A 22,881-nucleotide genomic window follows, 5' to 3' on the forward strand; every position below is an offset into this window, starting at 1 on the left:
CTAGGCTGACATCGACCGTGCAGTTCTCGATCCTTCCAGCCCTGACCCGACGAGTACAACGACCGATCGCCACGCGCATCGCGCACGCATCGATGATGATGAGATTCTCATGACTCCGCCCGCCCTGCAGATCTGCTACAGCACGACCTCCACGATCAGCACGACCGTGTCCAACTGCGCCGACGTCATCACCGCGACGTCGGGCGACGAGGAGGTGCGCACCTCCGGCGGCCTGAGCGGGGCCGGCCTGAGCCTCAAGGCATCGAACGCCGCGGACTCCGTCTCCACAGCCAGGAGGAGATTCTCATCCCGGCTCACCGACCACTCCACCGGCATCTACGACGCCACGCGAGGCATCGCCGCCGCCGACGAGGCGGCCGCCGCCGACGTCCCGCGGCTCGGCGACTACTGACTCACTCGGGCCGGCCGCGCTGGAGCCGGCGCTCGGCAGCGCCCACGGCTCACCCTCGATCCTCTCACCCCCTCGACTCTGACCATATCGGAAAATTTCGGAGATGCGATGACGACTTTCGATGATGTCCTGACCTGGAGCGGCACGTCCCTGTACGACGCCGGGGACGCGCTCAAGGCGGTCGCGAACAAGTACGAGCACGTGTACGACGAGCTGACCGGTCTCAGCACCGACGGCCTCGAGGGCAAGACCGCCGAGGCGGAGGCCAAGGCCCGGCGGATCCTCGCCGACGACGCCATGGACCTGTGGACCGCCCTGGGTCACTCCGGCAACGATCTCATCGACGCCTCGACCACGGTCGACAGCCTCATGAACCAGGCCTGGGGCATCAAGGGCCGAGTGGAGGCGCGAGAACTGACCATCACGAACGGCATCGTCGAGGTCCCGGACTCCTACCGGGTTCGGGGATTCGCCGACGATGTCCACTCAGTCCTTGCCTCCTACCAGGAGGAGGTCGATCGCCTGATGGAGCAGGTCGAGGACACGGTGGTGCTCCTGCAGGGCGTCTACGACGACATCGCCGGCCTGGACGACACGGCCCTCGGACCGCGGGCCGATGTGGTCAACGCCGGGAAGCAGGAGCCGGACCCCTCCTGGACGCCCGACGAGGTCAACGACTGGTGGACGGCCCTGAGTCCCGAGGAGCAGCAGGACATCATCACGAACAACCCGTGGTGGATCGGGAACCTGAACGGCATTCCCATGAAGGACAGGGACGCCGCCAACCGGGTCTGGCTGCCGATCATGCAGAGGGAGATCGACCAGCAGGTGGAGGACTTCAGCGGGCCGAAGACGAATTCGCCCGGGCTCACCGCAGGCGGAAACGAGAGTCTGCTGGTCCAATCGGCCCTGACCCCCGAGTACGCCGCCCTGCTCCAGAAGCAGAAGGACATTCACGCACTGTCCGCCATGTTCAGTGAGGATTCGGACGCAGCGGGCCGTTCACTGCTGGTGCTGGACAACTCCGGGGACCATCTCCGGGCGGCGGTCGGCTCGGGCGACGTGGACGGCGCCGCCCACGTCCTCGTCTACACGCCCGGCATGACGACCACCGTCGCCGGCGGCCTCGCCGGGGACGACGGACAGCCTGGCGGGAGTGTCAAGAACACCGAGAACATTATGGAAAAAGTCGATCCAAGCTGGGCGAAACCCGGCGATCAGAATTCCGAGACGGTGGCGGGCGTGACCTGGCTGGGATACGATGCGCCCAATTGGGGGGAGACCTTGACCTTTTCCACGGGCACCGTCCTCAATGACAACGAGGCAGAGAAGGCCGGTCCGGACCTCGCCGGTTTCTACGACGGCGTCCAGGCCACCCACCACGGCGACCCGCACCTGGTGGCGGGCGGCCACTCCTACGGGTCCACGGCCACCGGATACGCGCTGCGGGAGACGACGGCGCCCGACGACGTCGCGATATGGGGGTCTCCCGGCGCCACGACGGTGGATGCCTCCGATCTGAACATGCTGCCCGACCACTCGTACGCCGCGGCCGCGAACGGTGACGTTGTTGCAGCCTCCGGCGTCTACGGCGGGAACCCGACCACCGATCCGGACTCCGACTTCACCGCCCTGGACACCGACAAGCAGGACGGTCTGGGCTCGTCCTCCATGCATTCGAACTACACCAACCCCGGCACCACGTCGCTGCACGATCTCGGGAACATCCTGGGCGGCGACGATCCGGACTACGTCGATCGCTGAAACCCGGGAGGCCCGCTCATGAACACCAGCAACGACGATCCGGGTACCACCAAGTGCCCCGGTCGCACCCGTTCCCGCGTCTGGTGGCAGCGGGGGGCGGGCGTACTGCTGGTGGTCGCCTTCGCCTACGCCACGATCTACGGCTGCGGCACCTTCCTCATCGAGGGGATCAACCCCAACACCAAGCCCGAAAGGTTCACCGGCCCCCGCCCCGACATCCCCATCACCCAGGCCCGCACCGACACCCTCAACCTCCTCCTGACCATCTACGACACCCTCACCCGTGAGCACATCGTCGACGCCTGGGTCCCCCCAGCACCAGGACCCGGCGGAGGCGGCTACCAAGCCCGCATCGGCGGCGAATACAACGAACCCGTCTGCCCCGAAGGAACCACCAACGAACGCTACTTCCTGGCCAGAGCGGCCAGAACCACCCCGAGAGACGATCCCCAGACCGACCGCGAGAACGCCGTGATCGAGGAGATCATGGCCCCCCACGGCTTCATCAACGACACCCGCCGCAAGGAGTACCGCAGGCTCTCCGACGGCGCCCGGATCTACTTCTCCGGATACGCGATCGTGATCACCACCGGCTGCCACCCCGGCACACCATTCCAGGACTGGCCCACCGGCACCGAGGCCGTCCCCGACTACCTGCGCACCACCGGCCGTGGCGCAACCGAAGACCGCGACGTCTACCCGGACACCGACACCTGGCCCACCCAGACCCCCACCAACCCCATCCCCTCACCCGCCACCGACCAACCACCACCCCAAGCAACACCACCCCAGGCCACACCAACCCCCACGAAAACCCCACGACCCGAAAGAACCCCACGACCAAGGAAAACCCCACGACCCAGGACAACCCCATGACCTCCGAACCCGAAGACACCCACAACACGCCCCCGGCCGAGCCCTCAGGGCCCTCCTCCGAGTCCCCCGAGACGTCCTCGGACAAGTTCTTCTGGGGCCTCAGCAGAGCCTCCCGGTGGAGGTGGGGCACTCTGGCCGTCGTCACCCTCGTCCTGTACGTCGTGTTCGTCGTCCCCCTCTGGCGCATGTCCTACGAGACCCATGCCCGTGAGAACGCCCCTCGTGCATTCACCGGAACCGGCGACAACATCCCCCTCACCCAAGCCCGCTCCGACGCACTCGCGCTCCAGGTGAGGATCTACGACGCCCTGACCCCGCTCGGCGCAGGCGAGTGGACACCGCCGGCCGAGGGCACGCCCATCTACCAGGCCTTCCGGGATACGTGGATGGACTGCCCGTTCGGCAAGGCCGGAGAATTCTACGACCTCGCCTCGGGAGGGCACCTCGACGACCGCGAGGCCGCCCTGGCGGCCGTCAGCCCGATCGCCGAGGAGGCCGGCTTCGCCGTCGCCCCCGATGATCAGACCAACCAGCCCGGAGCCACCTTCTACCGGGACAGCGACAACGCCTCCATCTCCCTGCGCCTGGGGGTGACCACCTCCGTCGTCGTCTCCACCGGCTGCCACAAGGGCGCCGCCCTGAGGGGATGGCCGTCGGGCACCGACGTCGTCCCCGGCTACCTGCGCACCACCGGCCGCGCCCCGCAGGCCGGCGGCAACGGGACCTGGGACGACTGAGAGCGGGCCGCCGGGCCGCTGCCGCAGTCCGGGCCCGAACCGCCCAGGCGCCCCGGCGCCCGTGACGGTTCTCCCGACGGCGCCCATGGGCCGGCGGGGTGTGCGACCCGTTCGGGCTTCGGCCCCGCGCCCGCTTCCGGATCGTCCTTTTCCGCGTGGACGTGTGACCTGTTCGGGCCGACCAGGGAAGAGTCAGGGGACTCCCGGATACCGATCGAATTCGGAGAACGGCACGCTTGAGTCATGACACAGCACTACCCGTCCGACCCGTCCCTGTCCGCCCGCACCGAGAGCTGGCGATCCACGCTCCCCCGCCGCTCGTACCGCCGACTGATCGCCGGAGTCTGCGGCGGGCTGGCCGAGTACTGGGGCGTGAGCCCCACGCTCGTGCGCCTCGCCTGCCTCGCCCTGGCCCTGCTCCCGGGGCCCATGTGGGTCGTCTACGTCGTCGCCTGGATCCTCATGCCCGAGCCCGAGTGAGCGGCGGGCGGACGGCCGCCGAGGACGACGGCGTCTCCTCTGGGCCCCGTTCCCGTTAGACGGACATAGATGTAGGTGATCATGAGGTCGGCCAGCGGCCACAGCACGATCCATCCGACCAGGCTGACGCAGCCGACGACGGCGAGCGCAGCGGCGGCCAGGACGGGCCCGCCGGCCCCCGGCCGCCGCATGAGGGCGAAGGACTCGGCGAAGGCCCCTTTTCGCCGCGGCGCGGTGGACATGGCACAACGCGTGGCGAATATCCAGAAGTAGACGAGGACGAACCACAGCCCTCCGGCGAGGGAGGCGAGGCCGATGATCCCGCACGCGAGCATCGTGGGCAGGGCCCGATGCGCGTTGGGCAGCGTGACCAGGTGCCGTGGTCGCAGATGCTCGCCGGCGGCCACCGCGAGCGAGGCCCGGGTCTGGGAAAGCATACCCATCCAGATCATGCACACCGTGGTCAGCAGCGACGGTATCGTCCACGGGTCGCTGAGGTTGGGCGCGAGGTGGAGCACGTCGAGAATGAGATAGGAGAACCCGATCCCGGACCCCACCCACAGGACACCGGGCAGAAACAGCACCGGCTGGCGCCGCAACTGGGTCACGGCCCAACGCAGCGACGCACGAACCGTCAGCGAGGCGGGCACCATGCTGGGAGGCGTCCCGTCACTCGTGCGGCCAGGAGGGCGGCGTGCGCATCATCATCTCGGGAAGCGGCAGGTCGGAGCCGGGTATGACCGCCTCGTACACGCCCGCCTCAATGCGCGTCATGCCGCGCTCTTCCGCCGCGTAGGCGTTCAACGCCAGTGACAGGAGCCGGAACTGGCCCTGACCGGCCCGCCCGGCCAGCAGGCAGGGGAGTCCCTTCCATGTGACGCGCGTCTGCATGAAACCGACCTCGGCGATCTCACCGGGTTCCAGTGGCGCGGCGTCAGTCCCGGACGCGAGGTTGTAGACCTCGACCAGCGCGTCGTCGTCGGAGACGACCAGGTCCGCGGGGTCCGAGGTCTGCTCGCCGCGCCTGCGAACCTGCGGCCCCAGAAAGGGGTTGACCGGCGCCAACGGGGGCGGCGCCTTCAGCGGGGTGCCCTCGGGAAGGACCCACCCGATACGCGCCCCGCCGTAGGTGGCGATCAGGCTCTCGGGCGAGCCGTCGGCCTCATGCTTGATCAACTGGGCCCCGGCCCTCAGACGAGTCGGCTCCACATAGGACAGGGCCGCGATGGGATCGCCGGGCAGCTTGACCATCCCCCGCCCGTCGAACGGGGGATGCTCCAGGATGGGGCCCTTGGTGATCGCCTGCTCGGCCGACGTCGTCCCGCCCATGGCAGCGATGGCCCGATCAGTGGGCCACAGGGGGAAGCGCAGAGTGGCGATACCCGCCACCCGCGTCTGCTCAGTGACCGGCCACTCCAGGAAGAGCGCCTCGAACAGCTCACGGGAGGTATCCGTGGGACGAATGGCCCTCGCATCCACGGCATAACCGTGGACCTGGTCCTCACCGTGACCGATGTACCGGTCGAACATCTCCTTGTTCACGAATTTCTCAAGCCAACGAGCCACCGGAACTCCTTCACGTCAGGTCGCATCAGGACAATCTATTGTGCCATGTCTCATGTCATGCCTGTTCGGCATCCACTACCCGTGGCCAGGCCGGCCAGGCGCCGTGGTCCATATGAGCCTCAACACGATAGCGGCACTCATCGGCGGGCAGGCCCCACATCTCCAGGAAGTGCCACAACCCCGCCTCCGAATGCCGGGAGATCGACACCGGGAACCGAACATCATCCAACTCATCCAAACGCACCGGACCGATCAGCTCATCGAACCCGACCGAACCACCATCCGAGTCACCCGAACCACCCCGCACCGACTCCTCCCCATCAACCTCATCAACCCACGGCGCCACATAGGCGTAGGCGTAGGCCACACGCACCACCTCCACCTCACGCCCCCGCCACCAAGCACGCACACGCCCCACCCATAGGAGTCCCTCGCACTCGTCGACAAAGAGGTCACGGGACACCAGGTCCCCATGGAGCTGCCGCAGCCCCAGCTCCGCCGGAGCCCGGCACCAACTGTCAACCTCGATGTGAAAGCCGGGCTCACCCCAGTCGTACCGAGTCCCAGGCGAATCAACCAGCGGATACGGGACACCGGCATAGACGAGGTACTGCCCGGAGGCCGGGACGGGACCGCACAGCGGCGACGGCCACCGCCGGGCGTCCACCCCTCCGGAGCGCTGCGGGCAGGCCCACGCATCGAAACCCACCGGGAACACGAGCCGAGACGGATACCCGGACGACACCGGATCACGCCGCACCTCCAACGAGTCCCGTTCCTTGCACAGGACGGCCGTGCGCTCGACCACCACCTGCCTCAACGCACCGAGCCCCACCCACCGGCCCTCACCGGCGTCACCGCACCCGCGAACACGCGCCCGCTCACCCCACACCTCCACCACCTCAACAGGAGACTCCTCCAGCACCGCCCACGACACCGCCTCGAACCCCGACACACCAGCATCCGCGGGCACCTCCATCACCCACACCCCACGATCCGGGTCAGCCACAAACCCCTCCGGGCACGGCACCGACCCCGGCACACTCACATGCTCAGGATCACCCTCGACGTCCCAACGGGCCACCACACCCGCAGGCAGAAGATCCACCCAATCATGACGCCGCACCCTCGTCGCATACGTCCCGGCCCACACCGGACCGGTCAACGACGGAGCAAGACCACCGAAACGCTCCTCCCACCCCGACAACGAACCACGACGCAACGGATACAACGGCATAACCGGCCCGCACCACGAAAGCGGCGCCACACCACCGGCCCGCGGCCAAGACTGCCACACCCCACGCTCAAGACGACCCTCCACCTCACCCTCAGCATCCTCGGCCAACCCCCACACCCGCAGGAACGACCACGCCCCCGCCCCCGGCCTGCGCCTGACCTCCGCCTCGAACCGCACATCCTCCAACTCATCCAACCGCACCGGACCAACCCACGACGTCAAACGCCCCCGCCCCCTGACGACCACGGTCTTGAGATACGCACGGGAATAGACAACCCGAGTGACCTCCACATCCTGACCCCGCCAACGAGCCCGCACTGTCCCCACGTTGATCTCGCCCTCGCTGCGGCCAGCCGCCAGCGGCTCACTGACAAGACCTCCCCCGTACGGGCGCATCGGCAGACCCACCGGCCGAGGCGACCACCACCCGTGCAGAACCACGTCATAAGCCGACTTGCCCGTCGCCATGTAATGCATTCCCGCAGACCCACGCGGGTACAAGCGCCCGTCCAGGACGATGTACCACTGACTGGTGCAGGGCACAGGGGCCGCCCACGGAGAGTCCCACACCTCCAGCGGCAGACCACCCGCCCGCTCCGGCGAACCCATGGCATCAAAACCAGCCGGGAACATCAACTCCGGCACCGGACGCCTGTTACTGCGGATACGAGCCTCCTCCACCTGATCCGTCATCCGCGGATTGCAGGCGCACCCCACCAGACGATACGTCTGCCGCACGACCACATCCCGCAGCGCACCCAGATCCACCCACGCACCACCACCATCGCCCCCGCACGGATCGGCACCGCCACCCCCGTCACCGGCGTCCGCACCCCCACCATCCGCCTCATCACACGGAGCCCGGCGAACACGCGCCCGCTCACCCCACACCTCCACCACCTCAACAGCCGCACCATCAAGCACAGCACGAGCCCGCGCCACGAAACCCTCGACCAGCGCACGCCCGGGCAGACGCAGCACCCACGCATCCCGACCAGCATCCGCCACGAACCCCGGCGGACACGGACCCCCCAACGGCACTTCCACCAAACCCGCATCACGATCCCACCGAGCCACCACACCCGGCGGAACCACATACTCAAAACCACCCCCCACCGCATGAACACGCACACGCATCACATACACCCCAGCCCACACCGGACCAGTCAACGACGCACACGCAACAGTCAACTTATCGGAATCCATCGACCCTCCCGGAATTCGGCCATCACCACCGGCTGCTTGGCCAGCGAACCTGGATCGTCGCTCGACGTCGGAGTCTTCTCGGTCAGAGTACCGAGCGCACTCACGCCCATATCGAAGCCCCTCGACTTCTCACACCACATAGTACGGCTTCATTCACAGGGGTTGCTGGCCGAAGGCGCCCCTCCGACCAGACAGTAACGATCCTGCAGACGCCGTCCACGATGTCGACAGGATCACCCCGAACACCTGCCGCAGAGGTGAGGTACGGTGACCATCTCATCGTCGCGATTCTCGGGCGGGTCCTGCTGCTCATTCGAATCGGAAACCTGACCATCGCCGTGTCTCAGGAGTGAGAAGACGTGTCTCATCCGCACCCCTACTACGACTACAAGGTCGGCGACCAGGTCGCCATCACAACCCTGGCGGGTCCGTGCATCGCCTTCGACGAGGGCCTCGCGGACTTCATCCACCTGGTTCGGACCACCACCGACAAGGACCTCGTCATCACGATCCCGCCGAAGGCGCGGCTGACCCCGGCCTTCGACCGCCTCGTGGACGCCACCGGCTGCATCGTGCTCGTCCGGGAGAGCTCCGGGGGATACCGCGACCTCCGCACCGGCCGTTGGACTCCCGAGATCCGCCCAGCCGCTTCGAACCGCGACGACCCTCGGATCGTCGTCTCGGAGGCCCACTTCCAGCAGGACGACCTGACCCCCCTCCTCACGGTATCCGCCTCGATCTACCACCGCGCGCGACTCTCCACGGTCCTCGGCCGCGTCGCCGAGCTCATATGCGCCCATTTCATGCCCGAGGGCACTGTGCTGAGCTGGGCGCGAACCGAACCCGCCGGCGCCGTCTGGGACCGCAAGACCTTCACGAAGACCGCTCGGGACAACACGCCGGAAGCCCACATGATTCTCGCCGCGCACGGTCCCGGCCGCTCGGTGGCCTCGGGCTCCATGACTATCAACCGCACTGAGAACGGTCTCGAGGAGTACCTCGAGATGACGGTGCTCCCCACTCACATCGAACCCGCCTGGTGGCAGGATCGGGTCAACACGTTCCTCCAGGCGGTGGGCACCGAGCTCAAGCCCCAATTCGCGCTGGTCCTCCGCACCGCGGGCAACGACGACGGGACCCTCCCCCCGACTGCTCGTACGGTCCCCACTCCGATGGCCGTCCTCATCGGGGCGCCCGGTATCCGTCGGTTGCGGGTCGATCCCGAGGCCGTTGCCAGCAAGCACGGGGGCTCGGTCACCGGACGCGGCCGTCGCCACGGCGTCCTCATCCCGCTCGACTCCGGCCGGGAGCCCGCCTGGGACGCGATGTCCAGCCTGCTCAGCACACTCGACGGCGACAACGGCAATCTCGCCCGCGTGCTCGCGCCCAAGACAAGTGCGGGTCCGGCCGCCGCGCCCTCATCCCATTTCGGCCCCAAGAGCCAGGACTGACATGGCACGAGGCACAGATGCGGCCATTCTCGACACCGCCCGTGTCAGGCGGAGCCGACTCATGAGCGCCCTCGAACGCGGATCGGCCTCCGGTCGCACGCGCGCGATCGGTCCCCGGCTCCTGGGCTCACTCGTGGCGAACAGCACCGCCCCATCCGACCGACCCTGAGGAGCGATCTTGCCTCGTATCGTCACCATCATCTCGCCCGAGATCCCCAAGACCCCCATGTTCGTCAACGCCACTCTGGCGCGCACCCCGAAGTTCACCCTCAGCCCGACCCCCGACAACTCCATCCTGGGCATCGTCCCCCACGACATGCCGTCCCGTCCCGCCATTGAGACTCCGCGCCCCTTCTTCGTCGTCGACCCCCGCGAGGTCGAGAGGATCGTCGGTGCGCAGCCCCCGTCCGCGTGGGAGCCCGCGATCCTCACGCACTGCTACGTGCCCTACGGCGCGGACTACGACATGTGGATCGACGTCGCTCTCGACGTGGCCGGCATGTGCGGCGGCTTCGCGGTCCTGAAGGGCGAGGTCATCCCCTTCCCCGAGCCGTGGCACTGGTCGCGCGGGGAGGACGGCCGGTGGCAGGCCGACTCGGACTGGATGGACGCCAATGTCGCCGCCTACCACGAGCGCACCGGCGGAACGAGGAACTCCGCCAGTACGGGGGACCTCAACCGCTGACGGCGGTCGTCAACGCGCCCTCGTAGGCGTCCACGTCCTCCTGCGCGAAGGCGCAGATGACGATGCGCAGGCCCGCCTCGGGGTGCGCGCCCAGCCACCGGTCGATCACCGAGACCACCAGTCGGGCGGCCTCCTCCTCGGGGTAGCCGAAGACCCCGGTGGACACCGAGCACAGGCCGACGGAGTCCAGTCCCGCGTCGGCGGCGACGCCGAGGACGGACCGGTAGGAGCTCGCCAGGAGAGCGCGGTGCTCCTCGGTGACCCCTCTCTCGACGACGGGACCGACCGTGTGGATGACGTGCTCGGCCGGCAGGTGATACCCGCCCGTGAGCAGGGCGCGCCCCGTCTCCTCCGGGCGGCCGCCGCGCCCCTCCATGTACTCGGCGCACTCGGCCCGCAGGCCCGGTCCGGCGACGGCGTGGATCACGTTGTCGATGCACGTGTGGCCGGGCACCCGGCAGCCGAGCATCTCGGCGTTGGCGGCATTGACGATCGCCCCCGCGCGCAGGGTTGTCAGGTCGCCCCTCCACAGGGCGACGCGCTCCCCCAGCGGCCCGTCGACGCCGTGCGTGGCGGACAGGGTCGGCAGGGCCCGCGCGTCGGGGGCACCGGCGTCGCGGACGCGCTGGGCGGCCTCGGCCGCGAGCATCTCGTCGAGGTCCTCGCGAACGTCGTCGTCGGGGATGGGCCGGGGAGGACGGATCGTGAGCAGCCCGTCGAGAAGCCGGCGCAGCTCGACCGGTGGGAGCTCGGCCAGCGCGGCGGGCGGCGGGAACGCGGCGACGTCGCCCGCCCGAACGGCCTCGGTGGCGAAGTGCTGCGTGAGGCGGATCAGGCGGGCGACGTCGGCGTGCGCGGCGGCCGGTACGGACTGCGGCATGAAGTCAGGCTAGCGGTCGGCCAGCAGTCGGCGCGCAGCCGGACCGATCTCGACGCGGAACTCGACCGATCTCGGTACGGAACTGAACCGATCTCGGCGACGGGAGAGCTCCGCGGGCCGGGCTGCGGCGGTTCTGGCGCCGGAGCTCAGGCGCTGTAGTTCTGGGCGGAGAGGAACCAGCTCTGCTGCTCCAGGCGCTGGGTGTAGTCCTCGAGGATGCTGGAGGAGGAGGGGTCGGCCTCGTCCACGGCGTCGTGAATGTCGCGCAGCGTCGTGGTGACCGCGTTGATGGCGGCGACGATGTAGTCGACGGCGTCGGAGGTGATGACGCCGCCCTCGGGGGCCTCGGGCACCGAGGTCTGAGCGGCGATCGTCGCGGGACGGGCGTCGGGGTAGGCGTTGATGGCGCGCATGCGCTCGGCGAGCTCGTCGGAGCCCTCGCGCGCGATATCGACGACCTCGTCGAGGTTGAGGTGGAGGTCGCGGAAGTTCGGGCCGACGACGTTCCAGTGGATCTGCTTGCCGACCAGGCTCAGGACGGTGATGTCGATCAGCGCGCGCTGGAGGTCGGCGCGCAGCTCGGCGGAGGCGGTGAAGGCGGGGGCGACGGGCGGGTTCTTGACGGTCTTAGCGCTCATGGCCATCACCATACGATCCCCTCCTGCCGATGGCCACGTCCTATCGCCCTGAGGAAACAGGTCGAACACCACGTCCGGCACCCGCGCCCGGCCGGTCCGCGCGCCCCTGCGCCGGAGCGGCGCCCGCGCCGGCGGTCCCCCACGGAGGACAGATCGCGCCCTCCCGGTTCGCGGGGCCGGGTCCGCGCACTGTCATGGATCCATGAGCACCTCAGCGAACACGGCAGTACTCCCGCAGTGGGCGACGCCGGAGCGGCGGACCGTCCGGACCGGCCGACGACTCCCCCGCCCGTCCAACCAGCCGGCCGCCCCCACAGCGGGTCAGGCGGGCCCAGCCGGCGCCCCGTCCATCCCGGGCGCCCCGGCCGGTGTCCCCACTCCGGCCGGCTCCGCGCCCACGCCCGCGGCGTACCCGGAGGTCCCGGCCGCTCCCTCCGCCCCCGCCCGCGCCGCGACCGCCCGCCCCGTCCCGGCGCAGGCCCCCGGCCGCCCCCGGAGCCCCCGCGCCGACGACCTGGTCGTCACCACCGACGGCCTGACGAAGACCTACGGCGGCTTCCACGCCGTCGACCACGTGGACCTGCGGGTCCCGCGCGGCGGCATCTACGGCTTCCTGGGCCCCAACGGCGCCGGCAAGTCCACCACCATGAAGCTCCTGCTCGGCCTGACCCGCCCCACCTCCGGCACCATGAGCGTGCTGGGCCACCCGGTGAGCCCCCGCTCGTCGCTGCCGTCCGGCGCCATCGGCTCACTCATCGAGGGCCCCTCCTACTACCCCAGGCTCACCGGCCCGGAGAACCTCGCCATGATCGCCGACTACCTCGGCCTGCCCCGCGCCCGCGTGCAGCACGCCCTGGCCACGGTCGCACTGACCGGCCAGGAGAAGAAGCTGGTCAAGGACTACTCGCTGGGCATGAAGCAGCGCCTGGGACTGGCCATGGCGCTGCTGGCCGACCCGCCGCTCATGCTCCTGGACGAGCCCACCAACGGCCTGGACCCGGCCGGCGTCGCCGAGATCCGCGAGCTCATCGTGTCCCTGGCCCGGCAGGAGGGCGTGACCATCATCGTCTCCTCCCACATCCTCAGCGAGATCGAGCAGATGGCCGACGTCGTCGGCATCATCTGCGCCGGGAGCCTGCGCTACCAGGGCCCGCTGTCAGGCCTTCAGGACGAGGGCGTCATCGACTTCACCGTCTCCGACCCGGCGGGCGCGGCCGCCCTGTTCGCCGAGCAGCGGATCGCCCACCGGGTCCGCGGCCGGACGGTGCGCACCCCCATGCTGCCCGACGAGGCGGTGGGCGGGCTCGTGACCCGCATTGTGCGCGCGGGCGGCACGGTCTTCCGGGTGCAGACGGTCCGCAAGACCCTGGAGCAGGCCTTCCTGGAGCTGACGGACCCGCTCGGCCACCCGCACCGGCCCGGCCCGGTCGCGGACGCCGCCCCGGCGCTGTCCGCTCCCGGCACCCGCCCAACGGCGGCCCCGCCCGGCCCCGGCGCCCGCCCGGCGCCCGCGGCCGCGGTTGCCGCCCCCGCCGCCCCGGCGCCCGCGGGAACGGCCAGCGCCGCCCCCGCCGCCCCCCTCACAACCGGACGGGAGGGCCGCTGATGAGCGCCCTCGGCATGGAGCTGCGCAAGATCAAGCGGCGCCGCTTCTGGCTCATGGCCGCGGGCGGCGCCGGCCTGGAACTGGCCTGGGTCGCGGCCGCCACCGGCCAGCGCGCCGGGGGCACGGCCGAGCAGCGCCTGCTGGGGTTGAGCCTCAACGAGAGTCTGAGCCTGTGCGCCATGGTGTTGCCCCTCGTCGCGGCGCTGCTGACCTCCCGCCTGGCGACGGTGGACACCGAGGAGCGGATGGGCCGGCTGCTCACCGCCCTGGGGCAGCGCGGGGCCGCTCGCTTCGACGCGAAGCTGGCCCTGGGGTCCCTCGCCGTCGCGCTCGGGCAGGCGTCGCTCCTGGCGTTCATCGCCCTGGTCGGTCCCGGCATGGGGCTGCGCCCGACGGCGGCCTACCGGGACTCGCTCTGGCCGGCCCTCGTGGTGATGCTCGCCGCCTCCGTCGCGGCGACGGCGGTCCAGCTGGCCCTGGCGACCTGCGTCGACAAGCAGGGGGTCGGGCTGGCCGCGGGCGCGCTGGCGGGGGTGCTGTGCTCGGGGCTGCCCTCCGCGCACCTGGAGGCTCTGGGCTGGCTGCTCCCCTGGGGCGTCGCCGTCGCCGGCAACCCCTTCTCCAGCCTGGCCTCCTTCCGGGCGCACGCCCCCGTCACGGTCGCCCACCCGTGGGCGGGCGCCCTGTTCGCCGTCATCGCCGCCGCCGTCTGGGTCGCGGCGGCCAGACTCGCCGTCGTCCACAAGGAGAACCACCGATGAGCACCTCGACAGCACTCCCCCTCCCCGCCGCCCCGGCGCATACCGCGCGACCCCCGCGCCCCCGGCCCGCCGGGCCGTCGGTACGAGCGGCCTGGGCGTGGGAGAACCGCAAGGCCTCCAACCGCTGGTACTGGGCGGCGCTGGCGGCGCTGTGCGCGCTCGGGATGGCGGGCGGCTGGTACCAGTACACCTCGTTCCGCGCCGAATTCGACGCCCAGGGGACGACCTGGCTCGCCGTGTGGAGTCAGGCGACGCTCCTGCCGACCATGCTGTTCCTGCCCCTGCTCGTGGCGGCGCTCACCGCGCAGACCGCCGCCGGCGAGCACCAGGGGCGCAACTGGCAGCGCATGAGCGCCAACCGCCTGCAAGGCGCCATGGTCGCGGGCAAGCTCCTCCACATGGCGCAGACCGCGCTGCTCACCGCTCTGGTGCTCCTGGGGGAGTTCATCGCCACCGGGCTGCTGCTCGGCTTCGACCCGGCGGGGCTCGGCCCCTACGCGGCGCGCCTCGTCCCCGTCGCCCTGTCGATCCTGGCCGTCGAGGTGTTCGTCGCCTGGCTCGGCGTCGTCATGACCTCGTTCGCCTCGGTCATGTCCACCGTGCTGGTGGCCACCATCGCCGGCTGCGCCGTGACGCTGATCGTCCCTCCGGTCTCGGCCCTCTACCCGCTGTCGCTCATGACCGCGGCCTGCGCCTCTCGTGACCCCGGTAGCATCGCCTCCATGGGGTCCATCGCGCTCGCCTCCGCCATCGCCGCCGCCTGGGCCCTGGTGTGGACGACGGCGCTGCGGCGCGCCGCCGGCCGGGTCTCATGAGCGCGGCGCCCTCCCGCGACCTGGGGCTCATGGCCCCGCGCGAATCCGCGAGCACGCCGACACCGCCCTCCCGCGGCCCGAGGCCCGCGATCCCGCGGGTGCCGCGAACCCCCCTGGACCGGCTCGCCGCCCGATGGCGCGCGTCCGCCGCGACGCTGTGGGCGGTGGCACTCGCCATGGGCCTGTTCGAGCTGCTCATCGCGGGTCGGGTCCTGATCATCCAGCCCCGGGCCGATATCCGACCGCTGCTGGGGCTCGCCCTGCTCGTCGCCGCGGCCCTGCTCGGCAGGCGCCGCCGGCCGCTCGCGGCCGTCATCCTGACCGGCCTGGTCTGCGCGGGCGTGGGCCTGTGGGGGCCGCAGGACGCGACCTTCACGATCCCGCCGCTGGTGGCCCTCTACTCCCTGTGCGTCATTGCGGGGACGACCCAGCGCATTGTCGGCCTGCTCGTGGTCTTCGCCTGCTGGACCCTCCCCCCGGTCGCGACCAGCCTCGCATCCCCCCTCATCGGCTGGATCACGCCGGAGGTCCTCCTGCTCGCCGTCGTCGTCACCGCGGCGGCCACCTCCCGGTCCCGCCGGGAGGCCCTGGAGCACGGCGACGCCCTGCTCGCCGCCCAGGCCGCCGAGCACCGGCTCATGGCGCAGCGCGACGCCGCCCGCCGCCAGGCGCGCGTGGCCGGCGAGCTCCACGACTCCGTGGGGCACTCCCTGACCGCCATTATCGCCCTGACCGAGGGCCTGGCGGGCGCCGCCGACGCCCCCGAGCTCGACGAGGCCATCACCACCGTCAACACCCTCGCCCGCGAGAGCCTGGCCGACACCCGCAGCGCCGTCGACGCCCTCCAGCCCCGCCTCGAGGCGGACGATCCGGACGGCGACGGCACCGCCGACGACGGCGCTGCCAGCACCGCCACCACCACCGTCGGTGCCGGCGCCGTCGACGGGAATCCGCCCGCGGAGCCCGATCGCGCCCACAGCTGGGACGACCTGGCCGCCATCCTGGACACCACCCGCCGCACCGGGCTCGCCGTCGCCCTGACCGAGACCGGGCCGCGCCCGCAGGACCCCGGTGTCGCCGACGCCGTCTTCACGCTCGTGCGCGAGGCCCTGACCAATGTCATGCGCCACGCCGACGGCGCCACCCGGGTCACGGTGGCGCTCGATCACGCCCCCGGCCGCACCGCGGTCACCGTCGTCGACGACGGCGCCGTCCGGCCCGTCGCGAGCGGGATCCGGGACGACGCGCCCCGCTCTCAGGCCGGCCCGGACGACGGGGCGGACAGAATCGGCGCCGACGGGACCGGCCGGGCGGGGCCGCCCGCGAGCGTCCCCGCCCGCGCCCACGGCCTGGCCGGGCTGGCCGCGCTCGCGGCCGCCCGCGGCGGCGCGCTCGTCGCCGGTCCGACGGACGCCGGCTGGCGCCTGCACGCGACCGTCGCCCGCGGGAAGCGGTCATGACCGGTCCGACCATCGCCGTCATGGTCGTCGACGACCAGAGGCCGACCCGCATGGGCCTGACCCTCACGATCCACAAGGCCGAGGACCTGCGCGTGATCGCCCAGGCGGTTCACGGCCGCGACGCCCTGGAGCAGCTCTCCGGCCTGACCGCGCGGGGCGAGCACCTGCCCGACGTCGTGCTCATGGACATCCGCATGCCCGTCCTCAACGGCATTGACGCCACCGCCGCCCTCACCCGCCGCTACCCGACGATCAGGACGCTCGTGCTGACCACCTACGACCAGGACGACTACGCCTTCGGCGCCCTGGGGGCCGGCGCCTCGGGGTTCCTCCTCAAGGACACCCGCAGAAGCGAACTGCACCAGGCGATCCGGGCGGTGGCGGCGGGCGACGCCGTTCTCACCCCGCGTATCACCCGTCAGATGCTCAACCAGCACATGACCCGTCGGGCGGTCACGCCCGAGCAGCGCGATGCGCGGAGGCGCCTGGGGGCCCTCAGCCCCAGGGAGCGGGAGGTGGCCGGCCTGGTCGCGCAGGGGCTGACGAACGCGGAGATCGCCGGGCGCCTGTTCATCCAGCCCGACTCGGTCAAGAAGTCGGTCACACGGATCCTGGGCAAGCTGGGGCTGCGCGACCGCGTCCAGCTCGTCATCATCCTGCGCGACGCGCCCGATGTCCCGGGGTGAGGCGTTGGGGGCGGGCCCCTCGGACCCGCCGATCGGCCTGGGCTCCCCGGACGGGCACGACCGCTACGGGGGCGGGTCCCTCAGGCCTGCTGGTCGGCCGCCTGCGCCCGCTCCTCGGCGATCTTCTGCTTGAGCTCGACCATGTCGAGCCCGCGAACCTGGTCGATGAGGGCGTCCAGCGCCTTGGCCGGCAGTGCTCCCGCCTCGTGATAGACGAGGACGTCGTCGCGGAAGGCCATGAGGGTCGGGATGGAGGAGATGCCCAGCGCGCGCGCCAGCCCCTGCTCTGCCTCGGTGTCGACCTTGGCGAAGGTGATGTCGGGATTGGCCTCGGAGGCCCGCTCGTAGACCGGGCCGAACTGCCTGCACGGGCCGCACCAGGAGGCCCAGAAGTCGACAAGGGTGATGCCCTCGCCGCGGACGGTGGAGTTGAACTGCTCGCCGGTGATGTTCGTGGTGGCCATGGTGATTCCTTCCGGGACTCGTGTACCGGCAGACGCAACGGGGCCCGGGTCCGGTGTATTCCGACGGCACCGGTCCGGGCCGCCGTCGGGAGCGCCCGGCGGCGGCCCGAACCCGACGGGGCCCAGTGGGGCCCGGTGGCGGCCCGGGCCCGGCGCGTTCCGGTGCGCGGCCGGGGCGCGGGCCGGTGGCCCGTCGAGTCGCGGCGCCACGGGTTCGCGCCCGTCGGGCACTACAGTGGCCCGATGCGATCAGCCGGTTCGGCGAAGAAACCCCGCTCCTCCCCGCTCCAGGCCCTGGAGCCCCTGCGCCGGTGGCACCTGCTGCTCGGCCTGCCGGCCGTGACCCTCTACATGCTCGGCAATGCTCTGGCAGGGCTGGGGCTCGTGAACTCCCCGTGGCCGGGGCGGGTCCTGTACGTGATCGCAGCGGTCATCCTCGTGTCCATCATCCGGACCTCCTGGATGTCGTTCAGGGAGCGGGGGTGGCGGGCCGTGCTCGACGTCCTGCTCGCATTCGTCCTGGCCTTCGCCCTCAATGCCTTCGCGTGGCCTCTCGTCGTGCAGGTCCTGGGTCTGCCCGGCGCCGACACCAACCAGGAGATGGTCAGAGCCCTGGTTCTTCGAGCGCCGATCCTCATGGGTCTGATGGTCGCGGTCGCCGGCCCCGTGGTGGAGGAGGTGCTCTACCGCTTCGTGCTGCTGCGCCCCCTCCTGAAGGTCAATTCGCCGCTGGCGCACGCGTCCGTGGCGCTCGCTTTCGGCTTCCAGCACGTGGCGGCAGCGGTGCTGGTGAACCACGACGCCGCCCAGCTGTGGAACATCATCCCCTACGCGGTGTTCAGCCTCATCCAGTCCGTGCTCTACGTCCGCCAGCGCAGTCTCATCGGGCCGATCCTGGTCCACGTCCTGGTCAACGGCCTGGGCCTGGCGACCGTGCTGGCGGGCTCAACCGCCTGAGGTGTACTCGTTTACGAGCATCTCCCGCGCCCGATGTTCGGGAAGTGACCGTTGTCTGCAATCCTCCCCCTTAAGATGTCACACAAGCGCCCTTAGACTGACATCATGGATCTGAGCATGTTCGTCAACGACGACATGGGAGAACTGGTGGACATCGCCGGTTCCGACCCGGTTGCCGGCGACTGGCGGCACAAGGCCTTCATCCCCGCGCCGCTCGGCGACGACGAGCCGGTCCTCAGCGGAAGCACCTACCGGATGGTGGCGGCAGCCGGCCGCGCGCTGGCCGCGCTCGACGCCACGGCGCAGCAGCTGCCGAACCCGTACCTTCTGCGGATGCCGTCATTGCGGCGCGAGGCGCAGTCGACGTCGGCCCTGGAGGGGACCTACGCGCCCCTGCGCGAGGTACTCACCGCCGATGACGACGCACCGGACACCGCCGAGATGCTGGAGATCCTCAACTACGTCCGCATGGCCAACAGCGGCTTCTCCTGGACGCAGGACGGCCGTCCCATCACCCTCGCCTTCATCGAGGACCTTCAGGGCGAGCTCATGAGGGGTACGCCGCTTGAACCGGTATCCGGCAGACTCCGCGACGGTCAGGTCATCATCGGACGCCAGCCCGGCGCTCGGCCCGGCGCCGCCCCGATTCATACAAGCCGATTCGTCCCGGCGCCGCCGGGAGATCGCCTCCACTCCGGCGTGCGCGCTCTGGTCGACTGGCTGCGCCGGGACCACAACGGGAGCATCGATCCGATCATCTCCGCGGGCATGGCCCACTACCAGTTCGAGACCCTCCATCCGTTCCGGGATGGGAACGGGCGCCTGGGCCGGTTCCTCATCGTGCTCACCCTCCTCGGCTCACGCGTCCTCAGCGAGCCGACGCTGACGGTCTCCCCGTGGTTCGAGGAGCGCCGCCCCGAGTACTATGACGCCCTTCTCCGGGTGAGCACCCACGGAGACTGGGACACCTTCCTCGCCTTCTTCTCGCAAGGACTCGCCGCCGCAGCCGCCGGCACGCGCGCGCAAATGCTCGCCCTGGCCACCGTGCACCACGACCTCAAGGAGACGGTGCGCTCGTCCCGTCTGCGGTCGGCGCACGCCTTCGACCTGGTCGACTTCGCGGTGGCGAATCCGAGCTTCACGGTGCGCAAGGCGGAGAAGGTCCTCGGGGTGTCCTACGGACGAGCGAACACGCTCATCGGCCAGCTGGTCGACATCGGAGTGCTCGAGGTCATCGAGTCGCACTCGCAGCCCCGTCGCTTCGCCGCCCCCGCCGTCCTGAAAGTCCTGCTCGCCTGACCCCACCCAACCGGGGACGTTCCGCGCGGCCGGCTGCGCGCCGCTCCGGGCGGGGACATCCTGCGCGTTCGGGTACAGGATTCCTGTCCCCGAACGCGCAAACCGCACCCGTCGGCGGCAAAGTGTCCCCGACGGCGTACGCGAGTGACGGCCTCCGACCCGGCGACTCCGATAAATTGGACACCGTGGAGCCATCTGAGGACGGTCCTTTCCTGGACAGGCTCGCGTCCGCCCGCCTCACCGCACGCGAGCTCGACGTCGCCCGTTTCTATGAGGACAACCTGCCCGGCGCTGCCCTGCTCAACCTCGAGGAGGTCTGCCGCGCCGTGGGGGTCTCCTCGGCGACGGTGGGCCGGTTCGCGCGCAAGCTCGGATACTCCGACTTCCGCGCCATGAGCCGAATCCTGCGCGCCGGCGTGCGCGAGGAGCTGTCCTTACCGGTCGAGCGCCTCCGGCGGATGCACGACGACGCTGCGCCGTCGCCCCAGTCCGTCCTTGAGCAGCGCGTCGGCTCGGCTCAGGAGGTGCTCTCCGGATGCTCCTCCGCGATCGATGCGGAGGCCTTCGCCCGCGCCTGCGCACTGGTCGGCGACGCCGATCGCCCCCTCTACCTGGGTGCTGTCGCCACGGGACGGCCCCTCATGCAGTACTTCGGCCTCCTGCTGTCCTACCTCAGAGGCGGTGTCACCGTCTTGGACGGCACCGACCGCTGGGCGCACGCCCTGACCGGGCTGGAGGCCGACGCCGTCGTCCTCGCTGCGACTTTCGACCGTCACCCGGTTCCAGTCGAAGCCCTGCTGCGCCTGGCAGACCGGCGCGGCGCCACCTCGATCCTCCTGACCAACCGACGCACCGGTCCGCTCGCGCCCCTGGCGGACATCCTTCTGACGACACCGCTGGCCACCCAGGAGGCGATGTTCCGGACACGGGTGGCCACACTCGTCGTCCTCGAGGCGATTCTGGACGCGGTGGCGGCCGAGCGCCCCGAGCACCTCCGCGCCGAGAGAGTCGAGGAGACCTTCACCCTCATGCGCGGTTACCTGTAGCGGCTCCGCCAACCGCCGAGCTCCGCCTCGGCCGACGCGCCATCGCACCTGCACCGGTGGACGTCTCGGAAGAACGAGCGTTAGTTTATTTCCGTAATCCAACAGCATCGTCACTAAACTGACGATCGGCTCCGCTCGCCCTGGAGGAGACCGCATGCCGGCCAAACCAACCATCGTCACCGATCCCCTGACCAACCGCGGCACCGCTTTCACCGAGGAGGAGCGGCGCCGGCTCGGACTCATCGGCCGCTTCCCCTCCGCCGTCGAGACCCTTGACCAGCAGGCGGCTCGGACCTACGCACAGCTGACCACCCAGCCCACGAACCTGGACAAGTACGTCTTCCTCGACCAGCTCCACAACCGCAACGAGGTCCTCTACTACCGGGTGCTCGCCGACCATCTCGCCGAGCTGCTGCCAATCGTCTACGACCCCACGGTCGGCGAGGCCATCAGGAAGTGGAGCCGCGACTACCGCCGGTCGCGCGCCGTCTACCTGTCCGTGGACCGCGTCGAGGACGTGCGCCCCTCCCTGGAGGGCCTGGGTCTGGGGCCCGACGACGTCGACCTGCTCGTGGTCTCCGACGCCGAGGAGATCCTCGGGATCGGGGACTGGGGCGTCAACGGCACCGACATCTCCGTGGGTAAGCTCGCCGTCTACACGGCGGCCGCCGGTATCCACCCCGAGCGGACGATCGCCGTCAACCTGGACTGCGGCACGGACAACGAAGCCCTCCTCAATGACCCCGCCTACCTGGGCAACCGTCACGCGCGCGTGCGCGGCCGGCGCTACGACGCGCTCATCGACGAGTACCTGTCCGTCGCGGCCGGTCTCTTCCCCCGCGCGCTGCTCCACTTCGAGGACTTCGGGCCGTCCAACGCTCGCCGCATCCTGCTGGCCAACCGCGAGAAGTACCGCATCTTCAACGACGACATGCAGGGCACCGGCGCGATCGTCATCGCCGCGGTGGTCTCCGGCATGAAGGTCGCCGGTCAGAACTACGCCGACCAGCGCCTGGTCGTCTACGGCGCCGGTACCGCAGGCACCGGTATGGCCGACCAGATCCACGCCGGCATGGTCCGCGACGGGCTCAGCCCCGACGAGGCTCGCTCCCGCATCTGGCTCATCGACCGAGCGGGCCTCGTCACCGACGACATGGAGGGCCTGCCCGACTACCAGCAGGCCTACGCGCGGCCGGCCTCCGAGGTGGCGGACTGGACGCGCGAGCACGGCAGAATCGGCCTGCTCGAGACGGTGCGTCGGGTTCATCCCACGATCCTCATCGGGACCTCCACGGACCACGGCGCCTTCACCCGTGAGGTCATCGAGGAGATGAGCAGCGGCGTCGAGCGTCCCATCGTCCTACCACTGTCCAACCCCACCGAGCGGATCGAGGCCATGCCCGCCGACATCATCGCCTGGTCCGGCGGCAAGGCGCTGGTCGCCACCGGCATCCCGGTGGAGCCCTTCGAGTACGAGGGGACCACGTTCACGATCGGCCAGGGCAACAACGCCCTGCTCTACCCGGGCCTGGGGCTGGGGGTCATCGTCTCCGGCGCGAGCCGGGTGACCGACGGCATGCTGCTCGCCGCCGCCCAGGCCGTCGCGAGCCAGGTGGACCCGACGGCGCCCGGTGCGGCCCTGCTGCCGCCGGTGGAGAACCTGCGCGCCTCCTCGGCAACGGTCGCCGTCGCGGTCGCCCGCCAGGCCGAGGCCGACGGCGTCGCCACCGTGAGTCACGACAACCTCATCCAGGCGGTCCAGGACGCCATGTGGCAGCCGGTCTACCCCGAGGTCGTCTGAGAGGGGCGGCGCGAAGGTCCCCGTCCGTGTCGAGCGTCCCCGCCGGAAAAGGTC

Annotated in this window: 22 protein-coding genes; 16 read left to right on the forward strand and 6 right to left on the reverse strand. The window is 70.5% G+C overall.

Annotated elements, in window-relative coordinates:
- The first annotated feature begins 109 nt into the window (after positions 1–109).
- The 5 genes from G448_RS0114190 to G448_RS0114210 all read left to right on the forward strand — a co-directional run bounded on the left by G448_RS0114190 (position 110) and on the right by G448_RS0114210 (position 4,269).
- A complete protein-coding gene (locus tag G448_RS0114190; RefSeq protein WP_034495487.1) occupies positions 110–412 on the forward strand; it encodes a hypothetical protein in 303 nt (100 codons plus the stop codon).
- Positions 413–520: 108 nt separating this feature from the next.
- Complete coding sequence (locus G448_RS0114195; RefSeq protein WP_026408517.1) at positions 521–2,176, forward strand: alpha/beta hydrolase; 1,656 nt, start codon at positions 521–523, stop codon at positions 2,174–2,176.
- 18 nt (positions 2,177–2,194) lie between these two features.
- Positions 2,195–3,052 (forward strand): hypothetical protein, encoded by an 858-nt coding sequence (locus G448_RS0114200; RefSeq protein WP_026408518.1) that lies wholly within the window; start codon positions 2,195–2,197, stop codon positions 3,050–3,052.
- Positions 3,049–3,789 (forward strand): hypothetical protein, encoded by a 741-nt coding sequence (locus G448_RS0114205; protein WP_026408519.1) that lies wholly within the window; start codon positions 3,049–3,051, stop codon positions 3,787–3,789. The genes G448_RS0114200 and G448_RS0114205 overlap by 4 nt, the downstream gene beginning before the upstream one ends.
- A 243-nt stretch (positions 3,790–4,032) precedes the next feature.
- Entirely contained in the window at positions 4,033–4,269 is a 237-nt protein-coding gene (locus G448_RS0114210; RefSeq protein WP_026408520.1) for a PspC domain-containing protein, read from the forward strand.
- Here the strand turns inward: G448_RS0114210 and G448_RS0114215 are convergent.
- From G448_RS0114215 to G448_RS0114225, 3 genes are read right to left on the reverse strand one after another with little or no spacing between them, the layout of a single operon-like run.
- Positions 4,230–4,922, reverse strand: a complete 693-nt coding sequence (locus G448_RS0114215) for a hypothetical protein (RefSeq protein WP_026408521.1) — start codon at positions 4,920–4,922, stop codon at positions 4,230–4,232. The two genes, G448_RS0114210 and G448_RS0114215, sit on opposite strands and share 40 nt — an antisense overlap.
- 16 nt (positions 4,923–4,938) lie before the next feature.
- Positions 4,939–5,835, reverse strand: coding sequence for a hypothetical protein (locus tag G448_RS0114220; RefSeq protein WP_156911064.1), 897 nt, complete (start codon positions 5,833–5,835; stop codon positions 4,939–4,941).
- 55 nt (positions 5,836–5,890) lie between these two features.
- A complete protein-coding gene (locus tag G448_RS0114225) occupies positions 5,891–7,840 on the reverse strand; it encodes a hypothetical protein (RefSeq protein ID WP_156911065.1) in 1,950 nt (649 codons plus the stop codon).
- A 797-nt stretch (positions 7,841–8,637) separates the two neighbouring features.
- Here G448_RS0114225 and G448_RS0114240 point away from each other — a divergent pair.
- Complete coding sequence (locus tag G448_RS0114240; RefSeq protein ID WP_026408525.1) at positions 8,638–9,729, forward strand: DUF6177 family protein; 1,092 nt, start codon at positions 8,638–8,640, stop codon at positions 9,727–9,729.
- A 178-nt stretch (positions 9,730–9,907) separates the two neighbouring features.
- Positions 9,908–10,414, forward strand: coding sequence for a hypothetical protein (locus G448_RS0114245; protein ID WP_026408526.1), 507 nt, complete (start codon positions 9,908–9,910; stop codon positions 10,412–10,414).
- Here the strand turns inward: G448_RS0114245 and G448_RS0114250 are convergent.
- Positions 10,404–11,294 carry a macro domain-containing protein gene (locus G448_RS0114250; RefSeq protein ID WP_026408527.1) on the reverse strand — a complete coding sequence of 297 codons (891 nt, stop codon included), beginning with the start codon at positions 11,292–11,294 and terminating at the stop codon, positions 10,404–10,406. The genes G448_RS0114245 and G448_RS0114250 overlap by 11 nt on opposite strands.
- A 146-nt stretch (positions 11,295–11,440) precedes the next feature.
- Positions 11,441–11,932 (reverse strand): Dps family protein, encoded by a 492-nt coding sequence (locus G448_RS0114255; RefSeq protein ID WP_026408528.1) that lies wholly within the window; start codon positions 11,930–11,932, stop codon positions 11,441–11,443.
- A 202-nt stretch (positions 11,933–12,134) separates the two neighbouring features.
- On the opposite strand from G448_RS0114255, the gene G448_RS16885 reads away from it, so the two are divergent.
- From G448_RS16885 to G448_RS0114280, 5 genes are all read left to right on the forward strand, one after another.
- Complete coding sequence (locus G448_RS16885) at positions 12,135–13,538, forward strand: ATP-binding cassette domain-containing protein (protein WP_084436822.1); 1,404 nt, start codon at positions 12,135–12,137, stop codon at positions 13,536–13,538.
- Positions 13,538–14,299 carry an ABC-2 family transporter permease gene (locus tag G448_RS0114265; RefSeq protein ID WP_026408529.1) on the forward strand — a complete coding sequence of 254 codons (762 nt, stop codon included), beginning with the start codon at positions 13,538–13,540 and terminating at the stop codon, positions 14,297–14,299. The genes G448_RS16885 and G448_RS0114265 overlap by 1 nt, the downstream gene beginning before the upstream one ends.
- A complete protein-coding gene (locus G448_RS0114270) occupies positions 14,296–15,114 on the forward strand; it encodes an ABC-2 family transporter permease (protein ID WP_034495496.1) in 819 nt (272 codons plus the stop codon). Before G448_RS0114265 ends, G448_RS0114270 begins: the two co-directional genes overlap by 4 nt.
- 98 nt (positions 15,115–15,212) lie before the next feature.
- Positions 15,213–16,574: a sensor histidine kinase gene (locus tag G448_RS0114275; RefSeq protein ID WP_156911066.1), complete on the forward strand. Its 1,362-nt coding sequence runs from the start codon at positions 15,213–15,215 to the stop codon at positions 16,572–16,574.
- On the forward strand, positions 16,571–17,260 hold the full coding sequence (locus G448_RS0114280; RefSeq protein ID WP_026408532.1) for a response regulator transcription factor: 690 nt from the start codon (positions 16,571–16,573) through the stop codon (positions 17,258–17,260). Before G448_RS0114275 ends, G448_RS0114280 begins: the two co-directional genes overlap by 4 nt.
- Before the next feature lie 80 nt (positions 17,261–17,340).
- Here the strand turns inward: G448_RS0114280 and G448_RS0114285 are convergent, their stop codons facing one another.
- Positions 17,341–17,724, reverse strand: coding sequence for a thioredoxin family protein (locus G448_RS0114285; RefSeq protein WP_026408533.1), 384 nt, complete (start codon positions 17,722–17,724; stop codon positions 17,341–17,343).
- Positions 17,725–17,967: 243 nt separating this feature from the next.
- Here G448_RS0114285 and G448_RS0114290 point away from each other — a divergent pair, with 243 nt between their 5' ends.
- From G448_RS0114290 to G448_RS0114305, 4 genes are all read left to right on the forward strand, one after another.
- On the forward strand, positions 17,968–18,681 hold the full coding sequence (locus G448_RS0114290) for a CPBP family intramembrane glutamic endopeptidase (RefSeq protein WP_156911067.1): 714 nt from the start codon (positions 17,968–17,970) through the stop codon (positions 18,679–18,681).
- A gap of 105 nt (positions 18,682–18,786) precedes the next feature.
- Positions 18,787–19,980 (forward strand): Fic family protein, encoded by a 1,194-nt coding sequence (locus G448_RS0114295; protein ID WP_026408535.1) that lies wholly within the window; start codon positions 18,787–18,789, stop codon positions 19,978–19,980.
- Between the two features lie 185 nt (positions 19,981–20,165).
- Positions 20,166–21,026, forward strand: coding sequence for a MurR/RpiR family transcriptional regulator (locus G448_RS0114300; RefSeq protein ID WP_034495500.1), 861 nt, complete (start codon positions 20,166–20,168; stop codon positions 21,024–21,026).
- Positions 21,027–21,180: 154 nt separating this feature from the next.
- Positions 21,181–22,827, forward strand: a complete 1,647-nt coding sequence (locus G448_RS0114305) for an NAD-dependent malic enzyme (RefSeq protein WP_026408537.1) — start codon at positions 21,181–21,183, stop codon at positions 22,825–22,827.
- Positions 22,828–22,881 lie beyond the last annotated feature (54 nt).

Source organism: Actinomyces gerencseriae DSM 6844, assembly GCF_000429265.1.
Classification (GTDB): Bacteria; Actinomycetota; Actinomycetes; order Actinomycetales; family Actinomycetaceae; genus Actinomyces; species Actinomyces gerencseriae.